Genomic DNA, 23833 nt, shown 5'->3' with positions numbered 1-23833 from the left:
TCCCAAAGAGGAAGTAAGATGAAGGCTGTTATCGCTTGTGCTCATAAGATACTAAGAATTGTCTACAAACTTTTGAAAACACATCAAACTTATGAAGCAGTAAAAGCATTAGGGATGCGGCAACACCCTTAAGACATTTTTAAATATGTTCACCTTAAGTATAACACAGATAGTGTTTTTTTGCGCTTTTTTACTGTGTTATTTTCAAATAAAAGACTATACTTTCCTTTTATTACAAAGCAGCTTGCTGATATAACTTTCCAAGAAAGTTTCAAATAAGTACGGCAAAGTTGACAAAAACTTCGTTTTTTCAACTAGAATCTCAGACAGTCTGCTAGACTGTCTGATCTGACAACGGTTAAATTTGATTTTCAAAGAGTATAGAGTTACTTGTAAGGGCTTTTTTCCTTGATAGACCTAGAATTTTTGGCTGACATAGTGTACAATAGAAGGAAGTTTTTTGAAACAGGTAGGAATATGAATATTCAACAATTGCGGAATGTGGTGGCATTGGCCAATAGTGGCACCTTCCGAGAAGCGGCGGAGAAGTTGTACATTAGTCAACCGAGTTTGTCCATGTCGATTCGGGATTTGGAACAGGAGCTTGGCTTTAAGATTTTTAATCGGACCAATTCAGGGACATTCTTGACCCAAAGGGGGATGCCTTTCTATGAAAAGGCTAAGAATTTGGTTCAGGAATTTGATGTCCTAGAAAATCAATACCAATCTCCAGAAGAAGCAACAGAGTTTTCTGTGGCGGGTCAGCATTATGACTTCTTACCCGATATTTTAAATAAGTTAGCGAGTCTCTGGTCTGAACATCGAGATTTTCGACTGTTTGAATCCACGACCTTGCAAATCCTAGATGAGGTATATAAGGGACACAGTGAGATTGGTCTCTTTTATTTGAACAGTCAAAATGAAAAAGGGATTCAGCAAAAGTTACAGAAAATGGATTTGGAAATACAAGAGCTATTTTCATTCCCGACTCATATTTATCTAGCGGAAAATCATCCCTTGGTTGAAAAAAGTGAGATTTCCATGTCAGACTTGGAGAATTATCCTACGGTTCGCTTTACCCAAGAAAAAGATGAGTACCTCTATTATTCTGAAAACTTTTTTGATACCTCAACGAGTCCGGTGCTTTATGAAGTAACGGATCGGGCAACCTTGAATGGTCTGTTAAAACGGACCCATGGCTATGCGACAGGATCTGGCTTCTTAGACAAGGAAGTGAGTCCAGGGATCGTGGCCTTGCCGGTCAAGGAAGGGCGTAAGAATACCATGGTTTGTGCTTACCGTTCAGGTACTGAATTATCAGCCATTGCCCAGGACTTCTTGGAATTGCTAGTTGAAGCAGCAGAGGAGATTGGTTATGTCTAGAAAAGTATTATTGCTGATTCTCGGCTTTTTCTTGATAGTGGGCGACCAACTTTTGAAATCCTGGGTCGTGGACCATATTGCCATTGGCGAACAGTTAACCTTCTGGCCGGGAATTATGGATTTGACCTATTTGCAGAATCGAGGAGCCGCATTCTCGATGCTTCAAGGACAGTTTTGGTTTTTCTTCTTAACAACCGCTTTGGCCATGGGAGTCGCTGGCTACTACTTTTTCAAGGCTAGAGCCAATCAATGGGAGCGTCAAGTTGGTTTGGCTTTAATGATGGCTGGGGGTATTGGCAATTTTATTGATCGGGCTAGCCAAGGTTTTGTGGTTGATATGTTCCAACTCACCTTTATCGATTTTGCCGTTTTTAATCTGGCAGATTCCTACTTAACTGTTGGAGTTGCTATTTTAATTTTAGATCTCTTAAGGGAGGATGAAGATGGAGTTTAAGGTAGAAATAGGTGGAGAGCGCCTGGACAAGGTCTTGGCTGAAAACACAGCGTTATCTCGAAGCCTGGCCAATGAACAGATAAAGGCTGGCCTTGTTCTCGTGAATGGTCAGGCTAAAAAGCCGAGGTATGCTGTCGCGGAAGGAGATATCATCTCTTATCAACTGCCAGAACCGGAGGAATTGGATATCCAGCCGGAGAATCTTCCTCTCGATTTAGTCTATCAAGACCAAGATGTGGCAGTTGTGAATAAGCCACAGGGAATGGTAGTACACCCGAGCCCTGGCCATCCGAATGGAACCCTTGTCAATGGCTTGCTTTATCATGTTCAAGATTTATCTGGTATCAATGGTGTCATGCGGCCAGGGATTGTCCACCGAATTGACAAGGATACCTCTGGCCTTCTAATGGTCGCCAAAAATGATCAAGCCCATGAAAAACTGGCACGGGAATTAAAAGAAAAAAAATCCCTACGGAAGTATTTGGCCTTGGTGCATGGCAACCTGCCAAGTGACAAGGGAGTGATTGAAGCTCCAATTGGTCGGAGTGAGAAAGATCGGAAGAAGCAGGCAGTCCAAGCCAGTGGCAAACCCGCCCTCACTCGTTTCACAGTCTTGGAACGCTTTGGGAACTATAGTCTTGTGGAGTTGCAGTTGGAAACAGGTCGTACCCATCAAATTCGGGTTCACATGGCTTACATTGGTCACCCAGTTGCCGGTGATCCACTCTATGGCCCAAAGAAAACCTTGAGTGGTCATGGACAATTTCTGCATGCGGCTCAGCTGGGCTTCACGCATCCTCGAACTGGGGAAACAATGGTGTTTTCAGCACCTTTACCGGATATTTTTGAAAAAAATCTAGAGCAATTAAGAAAGGATTACTAAGTAAATGGATTTCGTCAGAACGCTGTCTGATTGGATTTGGAGCCCAGCATTGCTGGCTTTTCTAATTGGAGCAGGTTTGTATTTCACAATTCGTACCAAGTTTGTTCAAATTCGGATGATTCCAGAAATGATTCGGATGATGTTTGAAAAACCTGAGGATGGACAAGGAATATCTTCTTTCCAAGCACTTTCAGTAGCTCTTTCTGGTCGAGTCGGAACTGGGAATATTACGGGTGTTGCCACGGCCATTGCATTTGGTGGGCCAGGAGCTGTTTTTTGGATGTGGGTGATTGCCTTTGTCGGGGCTGGATCTGCCTTTGTAGAGACAACCCTAGGACAAGTCTATAAAGAAGAGGTCGATGGTCATTTTTACGGAGGTCCAGCCTACTATATCGAAAAAGGGCTTAAATTAAGGAAATTGGCGATGGCCATGGCTTTTATTTTAGCGTTCTCCTTTGCCTTTCTCATGTCTGGGATTCAGGTTAATGGAATCAGTATGGCTATGAATAATGCCTTGAGTATTCCTCCCCTTGCTACTACCTTGGTGGTGGTAGCTGCACTTTTGATGATTGTTTTGGGTGGGATTCAGCGTATTGCTAAAATTGCGGAAGTTGTGGTTCCTTTTATGGCAGGCATTTACCTCCTGATGGTTTTCGTGATTATTTTTGCGAATTTCGATCAAGTTATCCCTGTCTTCCAGTTGATTTTTAATTCTGCGTTTGGGTTAGAACCTATGTTTGCGGGCTTGCTTGGTTCAGCTATTTCTTATGGGGTTAAACGGGGAGTTTACTCAAACGAAGCTGGACAAGGGTCTCAAGTTGCTGCTGCAGCGTCTGCCCAAGTTTCCCATCCAGTTAAACAAGGTTTGGTACAAGCCTTTTCTGTCTACATCGATACACTATTTGTTTGCACAGGGACAGCTTTAGTCATTCTTTTGACCAAGTCTTACAATGTTTTTGATGCGAATTCAAATCCGGTGGTGGCCCATTTGGCAGATACCAACCCCGATCGTGCAGGTGCTCTCTATACGCAAACGGCTCTTTCTTCTGTTTTAGGCAACTTCGGACCTGTATTTGTGGCCCTTGCGCTGGTATTTTTTGCTTTTACAACCTTGATGAGTTATTACTATATTGCAGAAACCAATCTTCGCTATTTACTCAAGCCTGAAAAGTTGAAAGTTCCTCTTACGATTATGCAAGTTTTGATGGTGGGAATGTTGATTTACTCAGGTATTGCTTCGAGTCAGATGGCTTGGACCATGGGGGAGATTGCCAGCGGAATCACCGTTTGGCTCAACGTCACCGCCATTCTCTTCCTTTCCCCTCTTGCTTTTAAATTATTGAAAGATTATGAAAAACAAAGAAAAGAAGGGAAGAATCCTGATTTCAACCCAGCTAGTCTGGATATAAAAAACGCTGCTTACTGGGAGCAGCGGGCGAAAAAATAGAGTACCAGTCAACTCAGGTCAATAGTGACCTGAGTTTTTTGTATAATAAGAATAGAAATACATGGAGGTGACCATATGTTATACGAATTTTGTACAGAAGATGTCAAGTTGATTCCTTTTGCTTTAGAGGCAGGGGCAGAGCGGGTGGAGCTTTGTGCCGATTTGTCTGTAGGGGGTATTACTCCGACTCCAGAAATGATTGAAGAAGCGCTGCCATTAGGTCTTCCCATTGCCCTCATGATTCGTCCACGAGGTGGGGATTTCGTCTATAGTCCCGAAGAAGTTGAGCTGATGTTAGAGCAAATTCAGGTGTCCAAAGAGATGGGAATCCAGTCCTTTGTTTTTGGAGCTTTATTGGAAGATGGAAGCTTGGACAAGGAAAATCTCCAAAAGCTCTTGAAGGCAGTGGGAGAAGACGAAACTGTGTTCCATATGGCCTTTGACCAAATTCCTTGGGACCAACGCTTGGAGTCCTTGGATTGGTTAGCTCAAGCTGGATTTAAACGCATTCTGACTCACGGTGGTCCGCAAGATCAAGATATCTGGTTCTATGCAGAGCAGCTTGATCAAATCGTCGCACGCGCCGCTGGGAAAATTGAGATTTTGCTTGGCGGAGGAATTAACCTAGAGAACCGTGATAAAATTGCTCAACGGTTTGGCGTAGACCAACTGCATGGTACCAAGGTCGTTGGATAATGGACTGGCGTTCAAGCTTTTTTCAAAATCCCATTTATGAACAGAGACTGAAAGCTGTTGGCTTTTTAAAGCATGGGGAAACCTTTCACTATCAAGAACTTTTGGAGGAGGTGGAGCTTGAGCTCCGCCTCCAATGGGATTCCCAAGCGTCCAAGATGGACATCAGTCTCTGGGATCCTCTCGCTGAGGCTGATTATCCTTTGGCTTTTATTCCTTCTAGCAAGGGAGCTTATGTTGGCCAAGTACGGGAGGTGTTATGGGACAGATTAGGTCAAATAGAGAGGCTGATCAGTCAACCCTCAACAGTCTTTTCTGATCAAGCAGAATCTTTGCTTCAACTGGTAAACATTCGTTGGGGTTGGGAATTAGAATTTCTTTGGAAAGCCCATCCTAAAGCTGCCGTTTTTCGTTATGGCTCCAAACAAACTTGGTTTGGAGTGGTTCAGGAAATCGATTGGGCTAAAATTGATTCTCGCAAAGAAGGGCCGGTCACGATTTTAACCGTCAAGTCTGACCAGGTTTCGGAGCTCCTCAAAAGCCACAAGGCTTATCCAGGCTTCCATATGAACAAGAAGTACTGGGTTAGCTTTCCCTTGGATGGTCGTAATACACTAGAAGAGATCCTAAGTCACTTGGTCAAATCCTATCACATGATTGGAGGAGACCTGACCTTAGAAAGGAAAATGATGAAAATTTTACTGCCCACAGCTAAGGAGTTAGACCTGTCTGGGACGTTTACGGAAAGACAGCCTTTATCTCCAGCTTGTCAAACTGTTCTTGAAGCCCTAGCGCAGGTTGAAGATTGGTCGGCTTTTTTCAAATTAAAAGAGGACAAGGCAAAGGAAGAGGAAGACCGCTTCAATGCTTTGCGACAAGGCCAGGCTAAGAGTAAGCCAGCTCTGCAATTGTTTAATGGTCTCATGTATCGGCAATTCGATCGCGAACAGGTTGACAATCCTTTCTGGAACCAAGTCTACATTACCTCTAGTCTCTATGGCTGCGTGCCTATTTTGACTCCCATGGCAGCCCATCGCTTGGACTTTCAAGTTCCCCTCCAAGTAGCGGGACAAAGTTTGAGTCAATTCTGGCGTCCCCATTTTGATGCTGCGATAGGCAAAGATGCCGTGCTTTCTCTGCTCTCATCTGAATTTGAGCAAGTATTTTCTAAGGAAGTCAGAGACAATTTTATTCGAATCCAATTTAAAGAAAAGAAGGGAGGCGTCCTCAAAACGCACTCAACCATCTCCAAAAAAGGGCGGGGTCTATTAATCCAAGCCCTAGCGGAAAAACCCGTTCAAGAACTGGAGGAAATTAAAGGCATGAATGTTGCAGGCTTTGTTTACCAAAAGGAATTATCGGATTCCAAGGATTGGATATTTGTCCGAGAAGTATAGGAGGTATCATGAACGAAACTATTCAATCGCTATTACAACACCGTAGTATTCGAAAATTTCGCAAGCAAAAGTTAACACATGAAGAATTGGATCTACTATTGGAAGTGGCCCAACAGGCTCCAACCAGTAACTTTCGGCAATCCTATTCGATCCTAAGCATTACAGATCCGAGCTTGAAGAAGGAATTGGCTGAAATTGGCCAGCAGGATTACATTGAGTCTGCCCCACACCTCTTTGTTTTCTTAGTGGACCAGGCAAGAAATACGAAAATTGCAGAAGCACAAGGCGCTCCAGCTCTGGTACAAGGCAGCCCAGAACGCTTCTTATCCGCCTATGCTGATGCTCTCTTGGCAGCTCAGAACATGGTAGTGGCTGCAGAAAGCCTAGGACTTGGAACTGTCTACCTCGGCAGCATCCTTAACGATCCCAAGCGACTCTGCCAACTTCTGGCTCTACCAGAATATGTTTACCCAGCCGTAGGCCTGGCTTTAGGTTGGCCGGATCAGGATCCGCAGATCAAGCCTCGCTTACCAAGAAAGATCATCCACATGGAAAACCAGTATCAAGAATTGGATAATCCGAACCAGGCTCTCGAAGGTTATGATAAAGAAATTGAAGCCTACTATGATCTTCGCTCCTTTAACAACCGCCTCGAAGCCTTCACATGCAAAATTTCGAAAGAAATGGCCCACTCATCTGCTAAAAGAGCAGAAACCCTAGCGGCCTTACAGGATCAAGGCTTCTTTAGAGGAGAAGATTAAGCATTAAATAATGCAAAAACCTTTGCTTTATTGTGAGCAAAGGTTTTTTGGTGTTCTAACTTATTTCGACTATTAGTTGAGGGCTTCAAGAAGAGCATCAGCTTGTTTGTTCAAATCAGCGATAACTTCTTCAGAAGCAACGAATGTACCATCTACCCAAGCAGAGTCATTCACACGTGATGTAGTTATTTGGTCCACAAATTGAGTGCGGATAAATGGCATCAAGTTGCGATAGATGTCTGCAGCTTGGTCGTGACCACCGTTAGCCACAAGGGATACAGTAGATACCTTGTCTTGCAAAGCAGAAGCTCCAGTAGTATCTGAAAGATCCAACGCACGGCTGAGCCAGTCTAGAAGGTTTTTAACAGATCCAGGAATAGAGAAGTTGTAGACTGGTGAGAAGATCCAGATAGCATCTGCAGCTTGGACAGCTTCACGAGCAGCAGCAACAGGAGCTGGAGTTGGAACTTCCAAGTCTTGAGAAAAGACAGGGACATCTTTCCAATCTAAGTAGCTAACATTGGCTTTGCCTTCAAGGACTTTTTTAGCTGTTTCAGCCATTTGTTTGTTGAAGGAACCTTCACGTAGTGAGCCGACGATAAATAGAATATTTTTCATTTCTTATTCTCCTTTTCTTTACAAGTCATAGTATAGAATATTTATTACTAATTAGCAACAATTTAGCTCAAGTTTTTAAATTTTTTCAAAATCCGAATTAAATCTTCTTTATCTTCTTGGGTTAAAACAGAAAGAGCTTCCTTGACATAAGCGATATGTTCAGGATAAATAGCTTCAATTTGTTCCTTACCTTTGGGAGTTAATTCAATCAGGAAGGCTCGGCGATCCGAAGGATCGCAAACACGCGTAATCAGACCATCCCGCTCCATATTACGGATAATAACGGTCATGTTCCCTGAGGTTGCTAACATACGATCGGTCAAATCTTGAATTCGCATTTTACCCTTGGCATAAAGAGTATCGAGAACGGAGAATTGACTCGGGGTTAAACCATGATCCCGTGCCGCCTTTTGCTCCAAACAGCGAATGGAACGATCAGCCTTTCGGAAAACAATCATGGTTTTTAAATCTAAGACTTCTTTTTCAAATAATTCTTTCATGAACTTATTGTACCAAAAAAGAACTAATTAGTACAATTGAAACCAATCAAAACCAGTTTCATAACCTATAGCAATCCAAGGTAAAATGCTCTAACGAACGAGGGGATCCTTAATGTTAAAAGCATATCTGAAATAATGGTATAGAGATGACTTTTAACATTTGCGGCTGATGTCATTTAGTATCTGGATATCAATAACCAAAATTTTTGTTTTGACGACAAATGAGATAAATAAGCTTGTTAATAGTTGACATCTAAAAAACATTTGAATACAATGTATTAAAAGGAGGTGTTAAATATGGCAACCATGACATTACGTATCAATGATGAAGATTCTAACTTGATCAAGAACTATTTAAAAGTACACGGGTTAACCATCTCTGAGTTTGCACGCCAATCAATGTTAGAACGTATTGAGGATGAGTATGATTTAGCTATTTTACGCCAAGCTATGGAAGATGATGATGGGGTTAGAATATCGCATGAGGATTTGATGGCGGAGTTTGGGTTATGATTTACAAGCTAACCTACACGTCAAAAGCAGTTAAGCAGTTAAAGAAACTTGATCCCTTTACAAGAAATTCAATCTTATCATGGATTGACAACAATATTGCTCATACGGATAATCCACGCTTACACGGAAAAGGGTTGACGGCTAATCATTCAGTAGAGTGGCGATACCGTGTAGGAAATTATAGAATTTTGGCTCAAATATATGATGATGAAGTTGTCATTGAAATATTTTCGATAGGTCATCGTCGAGATATTTATTAAGGCCCCTCTAACCAATGTCTGGAAAATTCAAACATTGATTTAATTGGATTTCAACAGTCTAATTTGAGCAAAAGCCTGAGCTTTTATAGGTCTCCTTAAAACAAAACCGTATGGAATTCCATGCGGCTTTTATTTTGTCTTTGAAATACCTAAGGATCTCAATCGCGTAAGAAAATTAGGACAGAAATAGCTCAAAACAAGGTGACCAAGCTGGTAAAAGTCATCAAAGAATCAATGAAAAATGTAAAAATCTGTTTAATCAATTTGATTACGCAATAATCAGTACCAGTCTGTAAGGATTTGTAAATATGTGTAAAAATAGGCGATTTTGGTGTATAATGAGAAGGTGAAAAAAATAGTCTATTTAGAGCCCTATTTTCCCAAAGGGCAGTTTTTCCTTGGGATTTTTGCGGTCTTGTCGATCATCTGTTTTTCCAGCCTTTACCTGATTGATTTAGGAACCAAAACTCAGGATGTGCGCATGTCCAATGCCCAAATCCGTGCCCAGGAAGTGGCCGGTTTTAGGGAAATTGAAACTGTCGAAGTCTTTAATGGACAGGAATCCTATACAACGGTTTTCGGAAAAAATGCAGCGGGTCAAGAACAAGCGCTGATTCTGAACTCCAAACAAGAGCAAGTCGCCTTGGTTGACTTAAATCAGGGAGCTAGCCGCAGTGAAGCAGAAAATCTAGCTGCTGAAGCGGGAGCAGATTCCATTCAGGCAAGCCGCCTGGGTTATGATCAGGGAAAAGTTGTTTGGGAAGTTCGGTCAGGAACGACCTATTATCTGATTGATTTTCAAGAAAAGAAACTCGTAAAGAAGGAGGGAGCCTAGTGTTATCAGATCGTGTTAAATATATGGAAGAAAGTGCTACTTTAGCTGCGGATGCCAAGGCTAAAGAGTTAGCAGCGGCAGGACGAGATATTCTCTCTTTGACGTTGGGGGAACCGGATTTTACGACTCCCGAGACTATTGCCAAAGCAGCTAAGGAAGCCATTGATTCTGGGAAAGCTTCCTTTTATACCCCAGCTTCTGGCTTACCTGCTTTGAAAGAAGCCGTGCAGGGCTATATGTCTCAGTATTATGGCTATTCTGTTGATCCCTCTCAAGTGTTGGTGACCACTGGAGCCAAGATGGCTTTGGCAGCCTTTTTCTTCGCAGTTTTGAATCCAGGAGATCAAGTCATGATCCCAACTCCTTACTGGGTTTCTTATGCGGATCAAGTAGCCTTAGCTCAAGGGCAGGTAGTCTTTGTAGAGGGGAAGGAAGATCAGAACTTCAAAATTGGGGTCTCTCAATTAGAAGAATTGTGGAATGATCGTGTCAAGGTTCTACTCCTGAATAACCCTTCCAATCCAACCGGCAACCTTTATACAAGAGAGGAATTGGAAGCCATTGGCAACTGGGCCATCAAGCGTAAGGTGTTGATTTTAGCTGATGATATTTATAGTCGTCTGGTGTATAATCAGGCCGAGTTTGTTCCAATCTCTAGTCTTTCGCCAGAGATCCAGCAGCAAACAGTCGTCATTACAGGTGTTTCCAAGACCTATGCCATGACCGGCTGGCGGATTGGGTTTGCAGTTGGACCACAAGAACTGATTCAGGCCATGGGGAAACTAACCAGTCAATTGACCTCTAACCCTACGACTGTGGCCCAATATGCGGCGATTGCTGCTTTGACGGGGTCGCAAGAAGATGCTGAGAAGATGAGAGAAGCCTTTGAGGACCGTCTCAATACCATTTATCCGCTCTTGAATCAGGTCCCAGGTTTCCGTGTGTCTAAACCTGAGGGTGCCTTCTACTTTTTCCCAAATGTTAAGGAAGCTATGAAACGAAAAGGTTTTTCCAAGGTTTCAGACTTTACTAATGATATTTTGGAAACGATAGGGGTGGCCCTGGTTTCAGGAGATGCCTTTGGTAGTCCTCATCATGTTCGTTTGAGTTATGCGACAGATTTAGAGACTTTAAAAGAAGCGGTAAGACGCTTAGAACACTATATGAATTTGTAAAGGAACGTTTATGTCTAAAAAGTATGTATCCATCGTTGATGTGAAAGACCATGTGGGTCAAGAAGTAACAATTGGAGCTTGGGTTGCCAATAAATCCGGAAAAGGGAAAATTGCCTTTTTACAATTACGGGACGGTACGGCTTATTTCCAAGCTGTTGCCTTTAAACCAAATTTCCTTGAAACATTTGGTGAAGAGGAAGGGGCTGCTAAATTTGATACCATTAAAAAACTTAGCCAGGAAACCTCTGTTGAAGTTAAAGGAATTGTCAAAGAAGATGAGCGTTCTAAATTCGGTTATGAATTAGATATTACAGACCTAAAGGTCATTGGCCATTCTGTGGATTATCCAATCACCCCCAAAGAACATGGAACAGATTTCTTGATGGACCACCGTCATCTCTGGTTGCGTTCACGCAAGCAAATGGCTATCATGCAAATTCGGAATGCCATTATTTATGCGACGTATGAGTTCTTTGATCAAAACGGTTTTATTAAATTTGATAGCCCAATCCTGTCAGGAAATGCTGCGGAAGATTCTACGGAGTTGTTTGAAACAGACTACTTTGGCAATACGGCTTACTTGAGTCAGTCTGGACAGCTTTACCTTGAGGCTGGAGCCATGGCCCTGGGGCGTGTCTTTGACTTTGGGCCTGTTTTCCGGGCTGAAAAATCCAAAACACGTCGTCACTTGACAGAATTCTGGATGATGGATGCGGAGTATTCTTTCCTTTCACATGAAGAATCTCTGGACTTGCAAGAAGCCTATGTTAAAGCGTTGATTCAAGGTGTATTGGATCGTGCGCCACAGGCCTTAGAAATCTTAGAACGGGATGTTGATCTTCTAAAACGTTACATTGCTGAACCATTTAAACGGGTTAGCTATGATGAAGCGATTGACTTGCTTCAGGCTCATGAACAGGATGAAGATACAGATTATGAGCACTTGGAGCACGGAGATGACTTTGGTTCACCTCATGAAACTTGGATTTCAAACCACTTTGGGGTGCCAACCTTTGTGACCAATTATCCAGCAGCTATTAAAGCTTTCTATATGAAGCCAGTTCCTGGTAATCCAGAACGTGTTCTTTGTGCAGACTTGTTGGCACCAGAAGGATATGGCGAAATTATTGGGGGCTCTCTTCGTGAAGATGATTACGGTGCCCTTGTAGCTAAAATGGATGAGCTAGGTATGGATAAATCCGAATACGAATTCTACCTCGACCTTCGTAAATATGGTTCCGTGCCTCACGGTGGATTCGGTATCGGAATTGAACGGATGGTTACCTTTGTAGCTGGTACCAAGCATATTCGTGAAGCCATTCCATTCCCACGGATGCTGCATCGTTTGCGTCCATAAAGACGATTATACTCTTTTAGTTTATCTTTTATTACTGTGTTAGCTCCTCTTGCCATACTTCAGTACTGTCTGCGACTCGCTGCCTTGTACTAAAAGCAAACTAAAAGACTACACAACTGAAAGAGGCTGGGCTGAAGTCCAAGCCTCATTTTTCGAAAGTGGAGGTTGTTTGATGAAAGAGAAATTGCAACTGGTGGTAGTGACTGGAATGAGTGGAGCAGGGAAAACCGTGGCTATTCAATCCTTTGAAGATTTGGGTTATTTTACAATCGACAATATGCCCCCTGCCTTATTGCCAAAATTGTTGACCTTGGTCGATGGTTCTGTGGAACAAAAACGGATGGCACTGGTGATTGACATGCGAAGCCGTTCGTTTTTCAAGGACATTCAAGAGGTTTTGGATGAGCTGGAGGATCGGGAAGATTTAGATTTCAAAATTCTATTCTTGGATGCGGCCGACAAGGAGTTGGTTGCCCGCTATAAGGAAACACGCCGGAGTCATCCGCTGGCTGCCGATGGGCGTATCATGGATGGCATTAAGCGTGAGCGTGAGCTCTTGGCTCCCCTGAAGAGCATGAGCCAGAATGTTGTCGACACAACCGAATTAACGCCTCGGGAATTACGCAAGCTCCTAGCCCAACATTTTGCGGACCAAGATTTTGAACAAGCCTTCCGTGTGGAGGTTATGAGTTTTGGTTTTAAGTATGGCTTGCCGATGGATGCCGATCTAGCTTTTGATGTTCGCTTCCTCCCCAATCCCTATTACCAAGTAGAGTTGCGGAATCAAACTGGACTAGACCAACCGGTTTATGATTTTGTCATGGAACAACCAGAATCGGAAGATTTTTACCAGAACTTGCTCAACCTCTTGAACCCAATCTTGCCGGGTTACCAGAAGGAGGGCAAGTCCGTATTGACGATTGCGATCGGCTGTACGGGTGGACAACACCGCAGTGTCGCCTTCGCCCGTCGGTTAGCGGATGATTTGGCCAAAAATTGGAATGTCCGGGTCAGTCATCGGGACAAGGATAGAAGAAAGGAAACGGTTAACCGTTCATGAGAAAACAGCGAATTACAGTTATCGGAGGTGGGACTGGAATCTCGGTTATTCTGAATAGCCTCCGAAAACAAGACGTTGACATAACGGCTGTGGTCACGGTAGCCGATGATGGTGGGAGTTCTGGTAAACTCCGTGAGGATATGCAGCTGACCCCTCCTGGAGATCTACGCAATGTGCTTTTGGCTATGTCGGATATGCCCAAACTGTATGAAAAGATTTTCCAATACCGTTTTGCGGATGATGACGGTCCATTTGCGGGCCATCCCTTGGGGAATCTGATTATTGCAGGGATTGCAGAAATGCAAGGTTCTACCTACCATGCCATGCAACTCTTGACCAAGTTACTCCATACAACCGGAACCATTTATCCTTCTAGTGAACGGGCTTTGACCCTGCATGCGGTTTTTGACGATGGGACCGAGGTAGCGGGGGAAAGTCATATTGCCGAGCATGGAGGCATGATTGATCATGTCTACGTGACCAACACCTACGATGTTTCTAAACCCAAGGCTAGTCGCAATGTGGTGGAAGCCATTTTAGAAAGTGACATGGTTATTTTGGGTCCAGGTTCTCTTTTTACGTCTATCTTACCCAACATTATGATTGAAGAAATTGGTCAGGCCTTGAAGGATACCAAGGCGGAGATTGTCTATATCTGCAATATCATGACCCAAAAAGGGGAGACGGAGCATTTTACAGATGGACAGCATGTCCGGGTTCTTCACAAGCACTTGGGTCAAGCCTTTATTGATACCGTTTTAGTCAATGTCGACCAAGTGCCTCAAGACTACATGAATGACCACGAATTTGACGAGTACCTGGTTCAAGTTGAACACGATTTTGCGGACTTGGCTAGCCAGGTACCACGGGTTATTTCTTCTAATTTTCTCCTCTTAGAAAAAAAAGGAGCCTTCCACGATGGTGATTTAGTTGTGGAAGAGATCATGAAAATCACCAGTCACAAACACTAAAGAAAGGAGGGCGCTTTCATGAGTTTTACCAGTAAAATCAAGGAGGAAATACTCGCCCTCTCGGAGCGTCACCCGGCTGAATTAGCGGCCCTCATTAAACTTTCTGGAAGTTTGGGCTTGAGTCGGGAAGGTCTAACTCTCTCTGTTACGACTGAAAATGCCAAGGTGGCTCGTTTTATCTATGAATTTCTCTTGGAATGGTTTGATATAAAGTCGGATATCCGTCACCGTCAGAAAACCAATCTCCGCAAGAACCGAGTTTACACGGTATTTATGGATCATGGGGTCAAGGATTTGTTGGATATTTTAGGGCTTTCACCTGCTTTTTTTGAGCAGGAGACTGGTCTACCAGTTTCCATTATGGACCACGATGATGCGGCGCGTGCTTATTTACGTGGGGCCTTCCTTGCCAGTGGCAGTATGCGTGACCCAGATTCCGGTCAATACCAACTGGAGATCGCTTCCGTTTATGTGGATCATGCCCAAGATTTGCGGCAACTCATGCAGGATTTCCTTTTGGATGCTAAGGTGTTAGAAAGAAAAAGAGGGGCTATCACCTACATCCAGCGAGCGGAAGATTTAATGGACTTCCTCATCATTATTGGAGCCCTGGAAGCTATGGAACAACTGGGGGAAATCAAACTGATGCGGGAAACGCGCAACGATCTCAATCGGGCTACCAATGCAGAAACTGCCAATATTGCCCGAACTGTCAAAGCCAGCATGAAAACCATTAACAATATCAGTAAAATTATGGATCATGTAGGGCTGGAAAGCTTGAGCCCTGAACTGCAGGAAGTGGCCCGTTTTCGGATTGCCCATCCCGATTACTCCCTCCAAGAACTAGCTGATAGCCTTCCCACTCCACTCACCAAAAGTGGACTCAACCACCGATTGCGGAAGCTCAATAAAATTGCGGAGGAGATACCCGATTGAAAGTTGCTGTTATAGGAGATATTCATGGCAATCTCACTGGCCTAGAGGCAGTAGTAGCAGATGCTCAAGCCCTTGGGATTGAAGAGTACTGGCTTATGGGGGATGAGCTTATGCCAGGCCCCTCTCACCTGGAGATTCTTGAACGACTGGCTAGTCTCCCCTATACTGTCCGTCTTCGAGGGAATTGGGAGGATTCATATCTGCATGCCAGGGCTGGTCTCTATCCTCGGAAGACTCCTTTAGATTTGTTTGTCTATCGGCAGAGCCTACATTTGGATACCTTCTTGAATGATTCTCATCGCCAAGAAATTCAAAGCAGACCCATCTATCTTCATCGACAAGTTGGGCCTTTACGCTTTAATCTTTCTCATCACCTGCCCAAAAAGAATTGGGGTCGTGACCTGGTCCCACCTTTTGAACAAGCCGATTTGAAAGCCTTGTTTGCGGAAGATGAAGCAGATGTTGCCATCTTTGCCCATAGCCATGTTCAGGGTCTTCACTATACGAAAGAAGGTCAATTGGTTTTAAATCCTGGATCCGTTGGACAACCTTACTTCCCATGGGACACCTTGCGTCAAGACTTACGGGCCCAATATCTCTTACTCGATATTGATGATTCAGGTCTTGCCCAGATCGATTTTCGGAAGGTTGCTTACGATTTTGATCTGGAAATCAAACGGGCTTTAGATGCTCACATTCCTTATTTTGATTTTTACCAACATTTAATGAAAACAGGCATACGACTCAGTAATGATCCAGACTATCTGATTTCTTACCATCAAAAAATGGGCACGCAACAAGAAGTGGAAGATTATTTTGGAATCCAATTTTGACAGCTTTTGAATGTAAAACCTATTCATGATTATTTCTATTCCAACTAATAGTAAAAATAGTTAAACAGTGGGCACGAAATCCGGCTCCCTGTTGGTATTAGGAGGAAAAATCATGGTGAAAACGAAGAGGCAAAGGTTTTTGGCAAAACGGAAAGTCGTGAATGCCCAACACTGTCCCTCTGGGAAAGTGCCTTATCTGACAAAAATGGATGCTGAAATCGGTTTGCTGTATTCTAAACAGAGGTATGGAATCGACTTCAGCAAGGTCTACCATTGCAAGGATTGCCAAAAATGGCATTTGACAACCAGCATCCAGACCCTAGCTGGCTTTTCCTATTCTAAACATGGAAAAAGGAAAAAGAAAAAGTGAATGATATGTGGAAAGGACGAGCATGGAGAACCCAAAATATTCGGATCTCTATACGGTTATCTTGAGGATCTTAAAGGATGGAGAGATCCATTCGAAAAAAGAACTGAAACAAGCAGTGATAGAAGACTTTAAACTGGATTTAGAAGCTCAGCAGGCCCTGTTGGCTAGTGGTAACCAAACAATTTTGGATTCCCGGGTGGGCTGGGCGACCACCTATCTAAAGAAAGCACTTGTGATCTCTAGTCCCGATCGCGGTCGGTTTCAAATCACTCAAAGAGGAACGGATTTATTAGCGAAATTTGATGAAATCAATGAAATGGTGTTGCTCTCCTTTCCTGAATTTAAGACTTTTAAACAAAGTCGCCCTTCAAAAGGGAGCCCTTCGGACACTGGAGTTGCAATTAAGGATACTTCTCCACGAGAAGTCTTGGAGCAGGCATATCAAGAATACAACCAGACATTAAAAGAAGAGCTTCTAGCGGAGCTTTACCGTATGGATCCTTATCGATTTGAACGACTTGTGCTTGAACTATTGGTCAAGATGGGGTATGGCATTCCTGGCCCAACAGGAAATTGGCAGAAAGCCTCCAATGATGAGGGAATTGATGGGATTATTAGTGGTGATCCACTTGGTTTTGAATCAATCTATATCCAAGCTAAACGCTATCAGGAGAGGAATAAAGTTGGAAGAAAGGAACTCCAGTCTTTTGTTGGGGCCTTAGCTGGACATGGGGCCAAAAAAGGCCTCTTTATAACGACTTCATCCTACACAAAAGGCGCCATTGAATTCGCAGAAAAAAATCTAAATGCCAAAATTGTTCTTGTAGATGGTTCTTCTTTAGCTCAGTTTATGATTGACCATGATCTTGGTGTTTCAATTGAAAATACTTTTCATTTAAAGAAGTTAGATAGTGACTTCTTTGAAGATTAAAAACTCCCCTGATTTTGTGTGGTCAGGGGAGTCTTCATTTTACATACTTGTGGAGTGTTTGGGTTGGACTTTTTGTTTGGGATCGATGAAATGTACTGCGTTATTGATAGCAGTAGGGGCTTCTCCGAATCCTGTTGCAATCATAGCTGCCTTACCAGGATAGGTGCAGCAATCTCCGATGGCATAGATACCAGGACGGTTGGTTTCGAGCTTAGTATTGACTACGATTTTATTTCGCTCAAGCTCTAAGTCCCACTCCTTGAGATTTCCGATTGATGATTTAAATCCATAGTTCACAAAAATGTGATCAACCTCGATGGGGTGAGTTTCTTTACTTTTGCTGTGGGCTACATGCAAGTGGGTGGCTTTGCCATCTTTTCCTTCAAGTCCGTATGGGATATAAGGGGTCTTGATTTGGACCTGGGAGGCCTTGAGGTTGGTGACGGAATGTTCCAGGGCTCGGAAGTTGTCTCGGCGATGGATGAGGGTTGTGTCCGCAATTTTTTCAAAGGCCAAAGCCCAGTCGACTGCAGAATCTCCACCTCCAAGAATGGCTACTTTTTTATCCTTGAATTGCTCCATACTTTGAACATGGTAGTGAACATTGTCAAAATTCTCTGCACCTTCAATATCTAAAGGACGAGCTTTAAAGGCTCCGCCACCCATGGCGATAATGACCGTTTTTGACAGATGTTCTGCTTTGCTTGTGACAAGTCGATAGTAATCAGTCTCGTGTTCTATTTCCAATAAGGTTTCGCCTAAACAGATTTCAGTTTCAAATGTACTCAGTTGGGCGATCAGGTTCTCCGTTAAACCTTGTCCTGTGATGGAGGGAAAACCTGGTAGATCGAGAATGGTTTTTTCGGGGTAGAGGATGGCTGGTTGCCCTCCTAGCTGTTCTAAGGAATCAATGAGTTTGACTTTGGCTTCTCGGAGGTTGGCATAGAAGGCAGCAAAGAGGCCTACGGGGCCACCGCCAATAATGGTAATGTCATAAATCTCAGACATGAGATCTCCTTTTTCTTTATTTCTACGGGTTCTTTTTTTATTTTAACAAAAAATGAAAAGAAATACTCTTTCTAAAACAAGACACCAATCATCTGTTGTTTTAAAATTCTTTGAGCAAAAAAGCACCTCTAAATGGAGATGCAATTCGCAATCGGGGCCCTTGAGCTTGCCCGAAAGCTATTTCTTATGTATCTCCATACTACTTGTAATAGTTTGTTTTGTCAATTTAAACCATAGTGTTTGAGAAAAAAGTTGGATTATCCCATATTGTCAGCTGGTTCTTTTTGAGTTGTCTGAAGTTATGGATACCACCAACGAGAGGTTGGGAAGAGGCATTTGGTAAGTGGGGTGTGTAATTGGAGGAAGACAAATGAAAGTTTTTGACTGAAATTGATTGACATTGAAAATTTTTAGAGTATAATAGTTTTTGTAATCGATTTCATAAGGAGGAAGTCTTATTCTAAAAGAAGAACGTCATCATCGAATTCGTGAAGAATTAAGAGGTCAAGGCTTTGTCAGTTTAGACTTTCTGCAAGAGTTATTGCAAACGTCAGAATCGACCATTCGGCGTGATTTGGCTGAGCTGGAAAGTCAAGGCTTGTTGAAACGGGTTCATGGTGGGGCTGAACACCTCCGCTTTCTTTCCAAGGAAGAAAGTATGCAGGAGAAAGCCATCAAGCATGTTCCTGAAAAGCAAGCGATTGCTAACGGTGCTTTAAAGCAGGTCCTAGATGGAGAAACGATTTTTTTGGATGCTGGGACAACGACTGCCTTTTTAATTGAAGGCTTGGCTCAAAAATCCATTCGGGTAGTGACCAATTCGATTCACCATGCTGCTCGCTTGGTTGATTTACATGTGCCGACCCTGATGATCGGGGGGCAGATTAAAGAGACGACTGATGCTTGTATCGGCGCGTCGGCTTTGGAACAGGTTCAAGCTTTGAATTTTGATCGAGCTTTCGTGGGAATGAATGGGTTAGACCAAGATTGGTTCTACACACCAGACCCTGAAGAAGCAGCGCTTAAAAAGGCTGTCCTTCAGAATACATCAAAGGTCTATGTCTTGGTAGATCCTTCCAAATACTATCAGACTGCTTTTGTAAAAGTTGCAGGAGTTGAGACAGCAACCATCGTGACGTCAGAGTCAAACTCTTCTCTCGTGAAACGATTAGTAGAGAAAACAGAGGTACTTGAAGTATGATTTATACAGTAACACTCAATCCCTCCATTGATTTTATTGTCCGTCTGGATCAACTGGATCTTGGTCACGTTAATCGTATGCAATCGGATGATAAATTTGCGGGTGGTAAGGGAATTAATGTGAGTCGGGTCCTTCAACGTTTGGGGAAAACCAACAAAGCCACCGGTTTTATTGGAGGTTTTACAGGTCGTTTTATCACAGATGTTTTAGACCAGGAAGGAATTGCTCATAGCTTTATCCAAGTAGCTGGGGATACACGGATAAATGTCAAGGTAAAAGCGGATCAGGAAACAGAAATCAATGGTCCTGGTCCAGACATTGATACGGATTCCTTGGAAGACTTAAAAGCACTGTTATCTAGCGTATCTGCAGACGACACGGTCGTATTTGCAGGGTCTAGCCCAGCCAATCTTGGCAATGCCATTTACAAAGATTTGGTCGCCCTTACCCGAGAGACCGGTGCAGAAGTTGTCTGCGATTTTGAAGGTCAGACTCTGATTGATTCGCTGGACCATCAACCCCTTTTGGTTAAACCCAATAATCATGAATTGGGAGCCATTTATGGGAAGGAGTTGAAGGATTTAGATGAAATTCAAGAATATGCTGGAAGACTCATTCAGGCAGGGGCTCAGCATGTGATTATTTCGATGGCTGGTGACGGAGCCTTGCTGGTAACTGCTGATGAAGCTTACTTCGCCAAGCCTATCAAAGGAGTGGTGAAAAATTCTGTGGGAGCAGGAGATTCAATGGTTGCTGGCTTTACGGGTGCTTATGCGGAAACCGGAGATGCCCTGGAAGCCTTCAAATGGGGGGTGGCCTGTGGTACAGCTACAACTTTCTCAGATGATTTAGCAAGTGCCGCCTATATTCAAGAAATGTACCAACAAGTGGAGGTAGAAAAAAGATGAAAATTCAAGATTTATTGAAGCCAGAAGTGATGCTGCTGGATTTGCAAGCGCAAAGCAAGGAAGCAGCGATTGATGAAATGATTCAGTCCTTGGTGGATCATGGATATGTTACGGATTTCCAAGTTTTCAAAGACGGCATTATGGCCCGTGAAGCGCAAACGTCAACAGGTCTTGGAGACGGTATTGCCATGCCGCATAGTAAAAATGCAGCTGTGAAAGAGGCGGTTGTTCTTTTTGCCAAGTCTGCTGCTGGTTTGGACTATGAAAGTCTGGATGGTCAGCCAACCAATCTTTTCTTCATGATTGCGGCTCCAGAAGGTGCTAACGACACTCACTTAGCTGCTCTTGCTGATTTGTCTAAATATTTGTTGCAAGATGGATTTGCAGAACAGTTGCGTCAGGTATCTAGTCCTGAACAAGTGCTAGCCCTCTTCGATGAAAAAGAAGAAGCGGATGCAGCACCAGTGGCTGAAGTTGATCAAGATGCAGATTTCTTGGTTGCGGTAACCGCTTGTACAACTGGTATTGCACACACTTACATGGCTCAAGAAGCGTTGCAAAAACAAGCTGCGGAGATGGGCATTGGTATTAAAGTTGAAACCAATGGTGCCAGTGGAGTTGGAAATGCTTTGACAGCTGATGACATTGCGCGTGCTAAGGGAGTCATCATTGCTGCAGATAAGGCTGTTGAAATGGCTCGTTTTGCCGGCAAACCACTTGTTAACCGTCCTGTTGCAGATGGTATTCGTAAAACGGAAGAATTGATTCAGTTGGCCTTGGACCCAGCAACTCCTGTCTATGAAGCTAGTCCAGAAGCGACTCCTTCAGCTGCCTCCTCTGGTGGTTCGAACCTCTACAAACACTTGATGAGTGGGGTTAGTCAGATGTTGCCATTTGTGATCGGTGGTGGGATTCTGATTGCCTTGGCCTTCCTATTTGACCAAATGTTGGGTGTACCTCAAGATCAATTGGCTAGCCTTGGTTCTTACCATCAAATTTCTGCCATATTTAAGGAAATCGGTGGAGCAGCCTTTGGCTTCATGCTTCCAGTTTTGGCTGGTTATATTGCTTATTCCATTGCGGAAAAACCTGGCTTGGCAGCCGGATTTGTGGCGGGTGCTTTGGCATCCTCAGGTGCGGCTTGGGGCCACGTTCCCTTCGCTGCTGGCGGAGAGGCTAGCCTAGCCCTAAGCGGAGTTTCCTCAGGTTTCCTTGGAGCTTTGGTCGGTGGATTCTTGGCTGGTTACGTTGTAAACTTCTTGAAAAAAACCTTGGCCAACTTGCCACGTTCCTTGGAAGGAATCAAGTCTATTCTGCTTTTCCCACTTTTGGGAATTGGTTTGACTGGCTTCCTGATGCTCTTTGTCAATATTCCTATGGCGGCGATTAACACTGGTCTGAACAATTTCTTGGAAGGCTTATCAGGCAGCTCAGCGGTCCTTGTAGGGCTTGTGGTTGGTGGTATGATGGCCATCGATATGGGTGGACCATTCAATAAGGCTGCATACATCTTCGGTACGGGTACCTTGGCAGCAAGTGTTGCAACAGGCGGTTCCGTAGTGATGGCTGCTGTCATGGCAGGTGGTATGGTTCCACCATTGGCCATCTTTGTGGCTACCTTGCTCTTTAAAAATAAATTTAGTGAGGAAGAACGCAACTCTGGTTTGACCAATATTATCATGGGTCTATCCTTTATTACAGAAGGTGCCATTCCATTTGCGGCAGCTGATCCAGCACGCGCTATTCCAAGCTTCGTGGCCGGTTCAGCTCTTGCTGGAGGATTAGTTGGTCTTGCAGGAATTAAGCTAATGGCACCTCATGGAGGAATCTTCGTCGTTGCCCTTACTTCAAACCCATTCCTTTACCTTGTCTTTATCCTTATCGGAGCAGTGGTTTCCGGTTTCCTATATGGATACTTGAAAAAAACAAATTAAAAATGGGAAAATGGCTTTTCTGAAAAGAAAGGTCATTTTTTCATATATAGAAAACATAATATTGAAAAGTGTCTATAAATTTGAGATAACCAAGACAAATGAAAGCCCAAGTGCTATAATAGAACTAGCATTTTTGTAAGGAGAAAAGTCCATGGAATTAGTTCGTGATAAAATTTTTGTAAGTCAATACCATTATGATGCTCGTAACTTTGAATGGGAGAAGGAAAATGGTGCTCCTGAGACAAAGATTGACGTTAATTTCCAGCTCATTAGTCGTGATGAAGCGAGTCAAAAAACCTCTATGGTTGTCATTGTGAGTTTTATGGTTGTTTTCGATACCTTTGTAATTAGTGGAGTTATTTCTCAAACCAATCATGTACAGGACCGTTTTATCAATGAACCGAATGAATTGGAACATGCTGAAGTTCAACAATTGGCAGAACCGAGTCTTGGAATGTTGAACCGCCTGACTTATGAAGTAACAGAAATTGCCTTGGATATGCCAGGCATTAATTTGGAGTTTTAAAAAATGATGAAAGTTGCAGTGATTACCGATGCGTCTGCCTATTTAACAGGTTTGACAGATGCAAAGAATTTGTTTGTTCTAGATATTCCAGTCCTCATTGATGGGGAGACTTATTTAGAAGGCAAAAATCTGACTGCGGAAGAATTTTATGAAAAAATGGCAGCTTCTAAAGAGCTGCCAAAAACTAGTCAACCAAGTTTAGCAGAGCTGGAAGTTCTCTTGCAGCAATTGGAGTTGGATGGTTATACCCATGTGCTAGGACTCTTTCTCTCAAGTGGGATTTCAGGTTTTTACCAAAATATCCAATTCTTGAAAGAGGAGTTTTCCAATTTGGAAATTGCCTTTCCAGATACTAAAATTACCAGTGCCCCACTTGGACTTATGGTTAAAACGGCTTTGGAAGCTTTTGAAGCTGGGCAAGATTTTCCTACGGTTCTTGAAAACATTGAAAGACAAATTGATGGGGTTCAGGCTTATATCTTGGTTGATGACCTCAATCATTTGGTCAAAGGTGGTCGTTTGTCAAACGGAGCCGCTCTCTTAGGCAGCCTTCTCAGCATCAAGCCGATTCTCTATTTTACAGATGAAGGTAAGATTGAAGTTTTCGAGAAGGTAAGGACTGAGAAGAAAGCAATGAAGCGCCTCTGTGATTTGGTCAGCCAGGAAGTTAAGGGTGAGGACTATTATGTCGCAGTTATCCATTCTGACTGTGAGGAGAAGGCTCTACAGATTCAAGCTCTGCTTCAGGAAGCTGGTGTACCAGGTGAAATTCCTTTGGTAACCTTTGGAAGCATCATCGGGACTCATCTAGGAGCAGGCAGTGTAGCTGTTGGATTTCTACCTCGTGTATGCTGAGAGTGGGGCAGTTGATAAGGTTGT

The 23833-nt window shown here is 43.3% G+C and carries 26 protein-coding genes; 23 read left to right on the top strand and 3 right to left on the bottom strand.

The window, feature by feature from the left end; all coding sequences use genetic code 11:
- The first annotated feature begins 477 nt into the window (after positions 1-477).
- The 7 genes from I2503_RS00895 to I2503_RS00865 all read left to right on the top strand — a co-directional run bounded on the left by I2503_RS00895 (position 478) and on the right by I2503_RS00865 (position 7018).
- Entirely contained in the window at positions 478-1383 is a 906-nt protein-coding gene (locus tag I2503_RS00895; protein WP_196966729.1) for a LysR family transcriptional regulator, read from the top strand.
- A complete protein-coding gene (gene lspA, locus I2503_RS00890) occupies positions 1376-1837 on the top strand; it encodes a signal peptidase II (protein WP_196966727.1) in 462 nt (153 codons plus the stop codon). The genes I2503_RS00895 and lspA overlap by 8 nt, the downstream gene beginning before the upstream one ends.
- Positions 1827-2720 (top strand): RluA family pseudouridine synthase, encoded by an 894-nt coding sequence (locus I2503_RS00885; RefSeq protein ID WP_196966726.1) that lies wholly within the window; start codon positions 1827-1829, stop codon positions 2718-2720. Before lspA ends, I2503_RS00885 begins: the two co-directional genes overlap by 11 nt.
- Positions 2721-2724: 4 nt before the next feature.
- On the top strand, positions 2725-4167 hold the full coding sequence (locus I2503_RS00880; RefSeq protein ID WP_196966725.1) for an alanine/glycine:cation symporter family protein: 1443 nt from the start codon (positions 2725-2727) through the stop codon (positions 4165-4167).
- 75 nt (positions 4168-4242) lie between these two features.
- The gene (locus I2503_RS00875; RefSeq protein ID WP_196966723.1) at positions 4243-4863 is read left to right on the top strand and encodes a copper homeostasis protein CutC; all 621 of its coding nucleotides are present in this window, start codon (positions 4243-4245) and stop codon (positions 4861-4863) included.
- Positions 4863-6257 carry a peroxide stress protein YaaA gene (gene yaaA / locus I2503_RS00870; RefSeq protein ID WP_196966721.1) on the top strand — a complete coding sequence of 465 codons (1395 nt, stop codon included), beginning with the start codon at positions 4863-4865 and terminating at the stop codon, positions 6255-6257. The genes I2503_RS00875 and yaaA overlap by 1 nt, the downstream gene beginning before the upstream one ends.
- Before the next feature lie 8 nt (positions 6258-6265).
- Positions 6266-7018: an NADPH-dependent oxidoreductase gene (locus tag I2503_RS00865; RefSeq protein WP_196966720.1), complete on the top strand. Its 753-nt coding sequence runs from the start codon at positions 6266-6268 to the stop codon at positions 7016-7018.
- Positions 7019-7090: 72 nt separating this feature from the next.
- On the opposite strand, the gene I2503_RS00860 is transcribed toward I2503_RS00865, so the two are convergent.
- Positions 7091-7636 carry an NADPH-dependent FMN reductase gene (locus I2503_RS00860; RefSeq protein WP_196966718.1) on the bottom strand — a complete coding sequence of 182 codons (546 nt, stop codon included), beginning with the start codon at positions 7634-7636 and terminating at the stop codon, positions 7091-7093.
- Positions 7637-7698: 62 nt separating this feature from the next.
- Positions 7699-8136, bottom strand: coding sequence for a MarR family transcriptional regulator (locus tag I2503_RS00855; protein ID WP_196966717.1), 438 nt, complete (start codon positions 8134-8136; stop codon positions 7699-7701).
- Between the two features lie 297 nt (positions 8137-8433).
- Here I2503_RS00855 and I2503_RS00850 point away from each other — a divergent pair, with 297 nt between their 5' ends.
- From I2503_RS00850 to I2503_RS00800, 11 genes are all read left to right on the top strand, one after another.
- Positions 8434-8649, top strand: coding sequence for a DUF6290 family protein (locus tag I2503_RS00850; RefSeq protein WP_196091143.1), 216 nt, complete (start codon positions 8434-8436; stop codon positions 8647-8649).
- Entirely contained in the window at positions 8646-8909 is a 264-nt protein-coding gene (locus I2503_RS00845; RefSeq protein ID WP_196966715.1) for a type II toxin-antitoxin system RelE/ParE family toxin, read from the top strand. Before I2503_RS00850 ends, I2503_RS00845 begins: the two co-directional genes overlap by 4 nt.
- Positions 8910-9255: 346 nt before the next feature.
- Positions 9256-9744, top strand: a complete 489-nt coding sequence (locus I2503_RS00840) for a DUF5590 domain-containing protein (RefSeq protein ID WP_196966714.1) — start codon at positions 9256-9258, stop codon at positions 9742-9744.
- A gap of 23 nt (positions 9745-9767) precedes the next feature.
- Positions 9768-10919 (top strand): pyridoxal phosphate-dependent aminotransferase, encoded by a 1152-nt coding sequence (locus I2503_RS00835; RefSeq protein WP_196966733.1) that lies wholly within the window; start codon positions 9768-9770, stop codon positions 10917-10919.
- A gap of 10 nt (positions 10920-10929) precedes the next feature.
- On the top strand, positions 10930-12276 hold the full coding sequence (gene asnS, locus I2503_RS00830) for an asparagine--tRNA ligase (RefSeq protein ID WP_196966712.1): 1347 nt from the start codon (positions 10930-10932) through the stop codon (positions 12274-12276).
- A gap of 169 nt (positions 12277-12445) precedes the next feature.
- Positions 12446-13336, top strand: a complete 891-nt coding sequence (gene rapZ / locus I2503_RS00825) for an RNase adapter RapZ (RefSeq protein ID WP_196091140.1) — start codon at positions 12446-12448, stop codon at positions 13334-13336.
- Positions 13333-14307 (top strand): YvcK family protein, encoded by a 975-nt coding sequence (locus I2503_RS00820; protein WP_196966710.1) that lies wholly within the window; start codon positions 13333-13335, stop codon positions 14305-14307. The genes rapZ and I2503_RS00820 overlap by 4 nt, the downstream gene beginning before the upstream one ends.
- An 18-nt stretch (positions 14308-14325) precedes the next feature.
- Positions 14326-15243 carry a DNA-binding protein WhiA gene (gene whiA, locus I2503_RS00815; protein ID WP_196966709.1) on the top strand — a complete coding sequence of 306 codons (918 nt, stop codon included), beginning with the start codon at positions 14326-14328 and terminating at the stop codon, positions 15241-15243.
- Entirely contained in the window at positions 15240-16076 is an 837-nt protein-coding gene (locus I2503_RS00810) for a metallophosphoesterase family protein (protein ID WP_196966707.1), read from the top strand. The genes whiA and I2503_RS00810 overlap by 4 nt, the downstream gene beginning before the upstream one ends.
- A gap of 139 nt (positions 16077-16215) precedes the next feature.
- Positions 16216-16446, top strand: coding sequence for a hypothetical protein (locus I2503_RS00805; RefSeq protein WP_196091136.1), 231 nt, complete (start codon positions 16216-16218; stop codon positions 16444-16446).
- 22 nt (positions 16447-16468) lie between these two features.
- On the top strand, positions 16469-17377 hold the full coding sequence (locus I2503_RS00800) for a restriction endonuclease (RefSeq protein WP_196091135.1): 909 nt from the start codon (positions 16469-16471) through the stop codon (positions 17375-17377).
- A gap of 39 nt (positions 17378-17416) precedes the next feature.
- On the opposite strand, the gene I2503_RS00795 is transcribed toward I2503_RS00800, so the two are convergent.
- Positions 17417-18385, bottom strand: a complete 969-nt coding sequence (locus I2503_RS00795; RefSeq protein WP_196091134.1) for an NAD(P)/FAD-dependent oxidoreductase — start codon at positions 18383-18385, stop codon at positions 17417-17419.
- Between the two features lie 457 nt (positions 18386-18842).
- On the opposite strand from I2503_RS00795, the gene I2503_RS00790 reads away from it, so the two are divergent.
- From I2503_RS00790 to I2503_RS00770, 5 genes are all read left to right on the top strand, one after another.
- Positions 18843-19586 carry a DeoR/GlpR family DNA-binding transcription regulator gene (locus I2503_RS00790; protein ID WP_196091148.1) on the top strand — a complete coding sequence of 248 codons (744 nt, stop codon included), beginning with the start codon at positions 18843-18845 and terminating at the stop codon, positions 19584-19586.
- Positions 19583-20494: a 1-phosphofructokinase gene (pfkB, locus tag I2503_RS00785; RefSeq protein WP_196966706.1), complete on the top strand. Its 912-nt coding sequence runs from the start codon at positions 19583-19585 to the stop codon at positions 20492-20494. The genes I2503_RS00790 and pfkB overlap by 4 nt, the downstream gene beginning before the upstream one ends.
- Positions 20491-22428, top strand: coding sequence for a fructose-specific PTS transporter subunit EIIC (locus I2503_RS00780; RefSeq protein ID WP_196966704.1), 1938 nt, complete (start codon positions 20491-20493; stop codon positions 22426-22428). The genes pfkB and I2503_RS00780 overlap by 4 nt, the downstream gene beginning before the upstream one ends.
- A gap of 151 nt (positions 22429-22579) precedes the next feature.
- Entirely contained in the window at positions 22580-22954 is a 375-nt protein-coding gene (locus tag I2503_RS00775) for a DUF1149 family protein (RefSeq protein ID WP_196091131.1), read from the top strand.
- Positions 22955-22960: 6 nt separating this feature from the next.
- Positions 22961-23809, top strand: coding sequence for a DegV family protein (locus tag I2503_RS00770; RefSeq protein ID WP_196966731.1), 849 nt, complete (start codon positions 22961-22963; stop codon positions 23807-23809).
- Positions 23810-23833: the final 24 nt, after the last annotated feature.

The organism is Streptococcus sp. NLN64 (assembly GCF_015831295.1).
In the GTDB taxonomy this organism is placed as follows: Bacteria; Bacillota; Bacilli; order Lactobacillales; family Streptococcaceae; genus Streptococcus.
The sequence above is the reverse complement of the archived record's forward strand: the minus strand, read 5'-3'. Positions and strand labels throughout refer to the sequence as shown.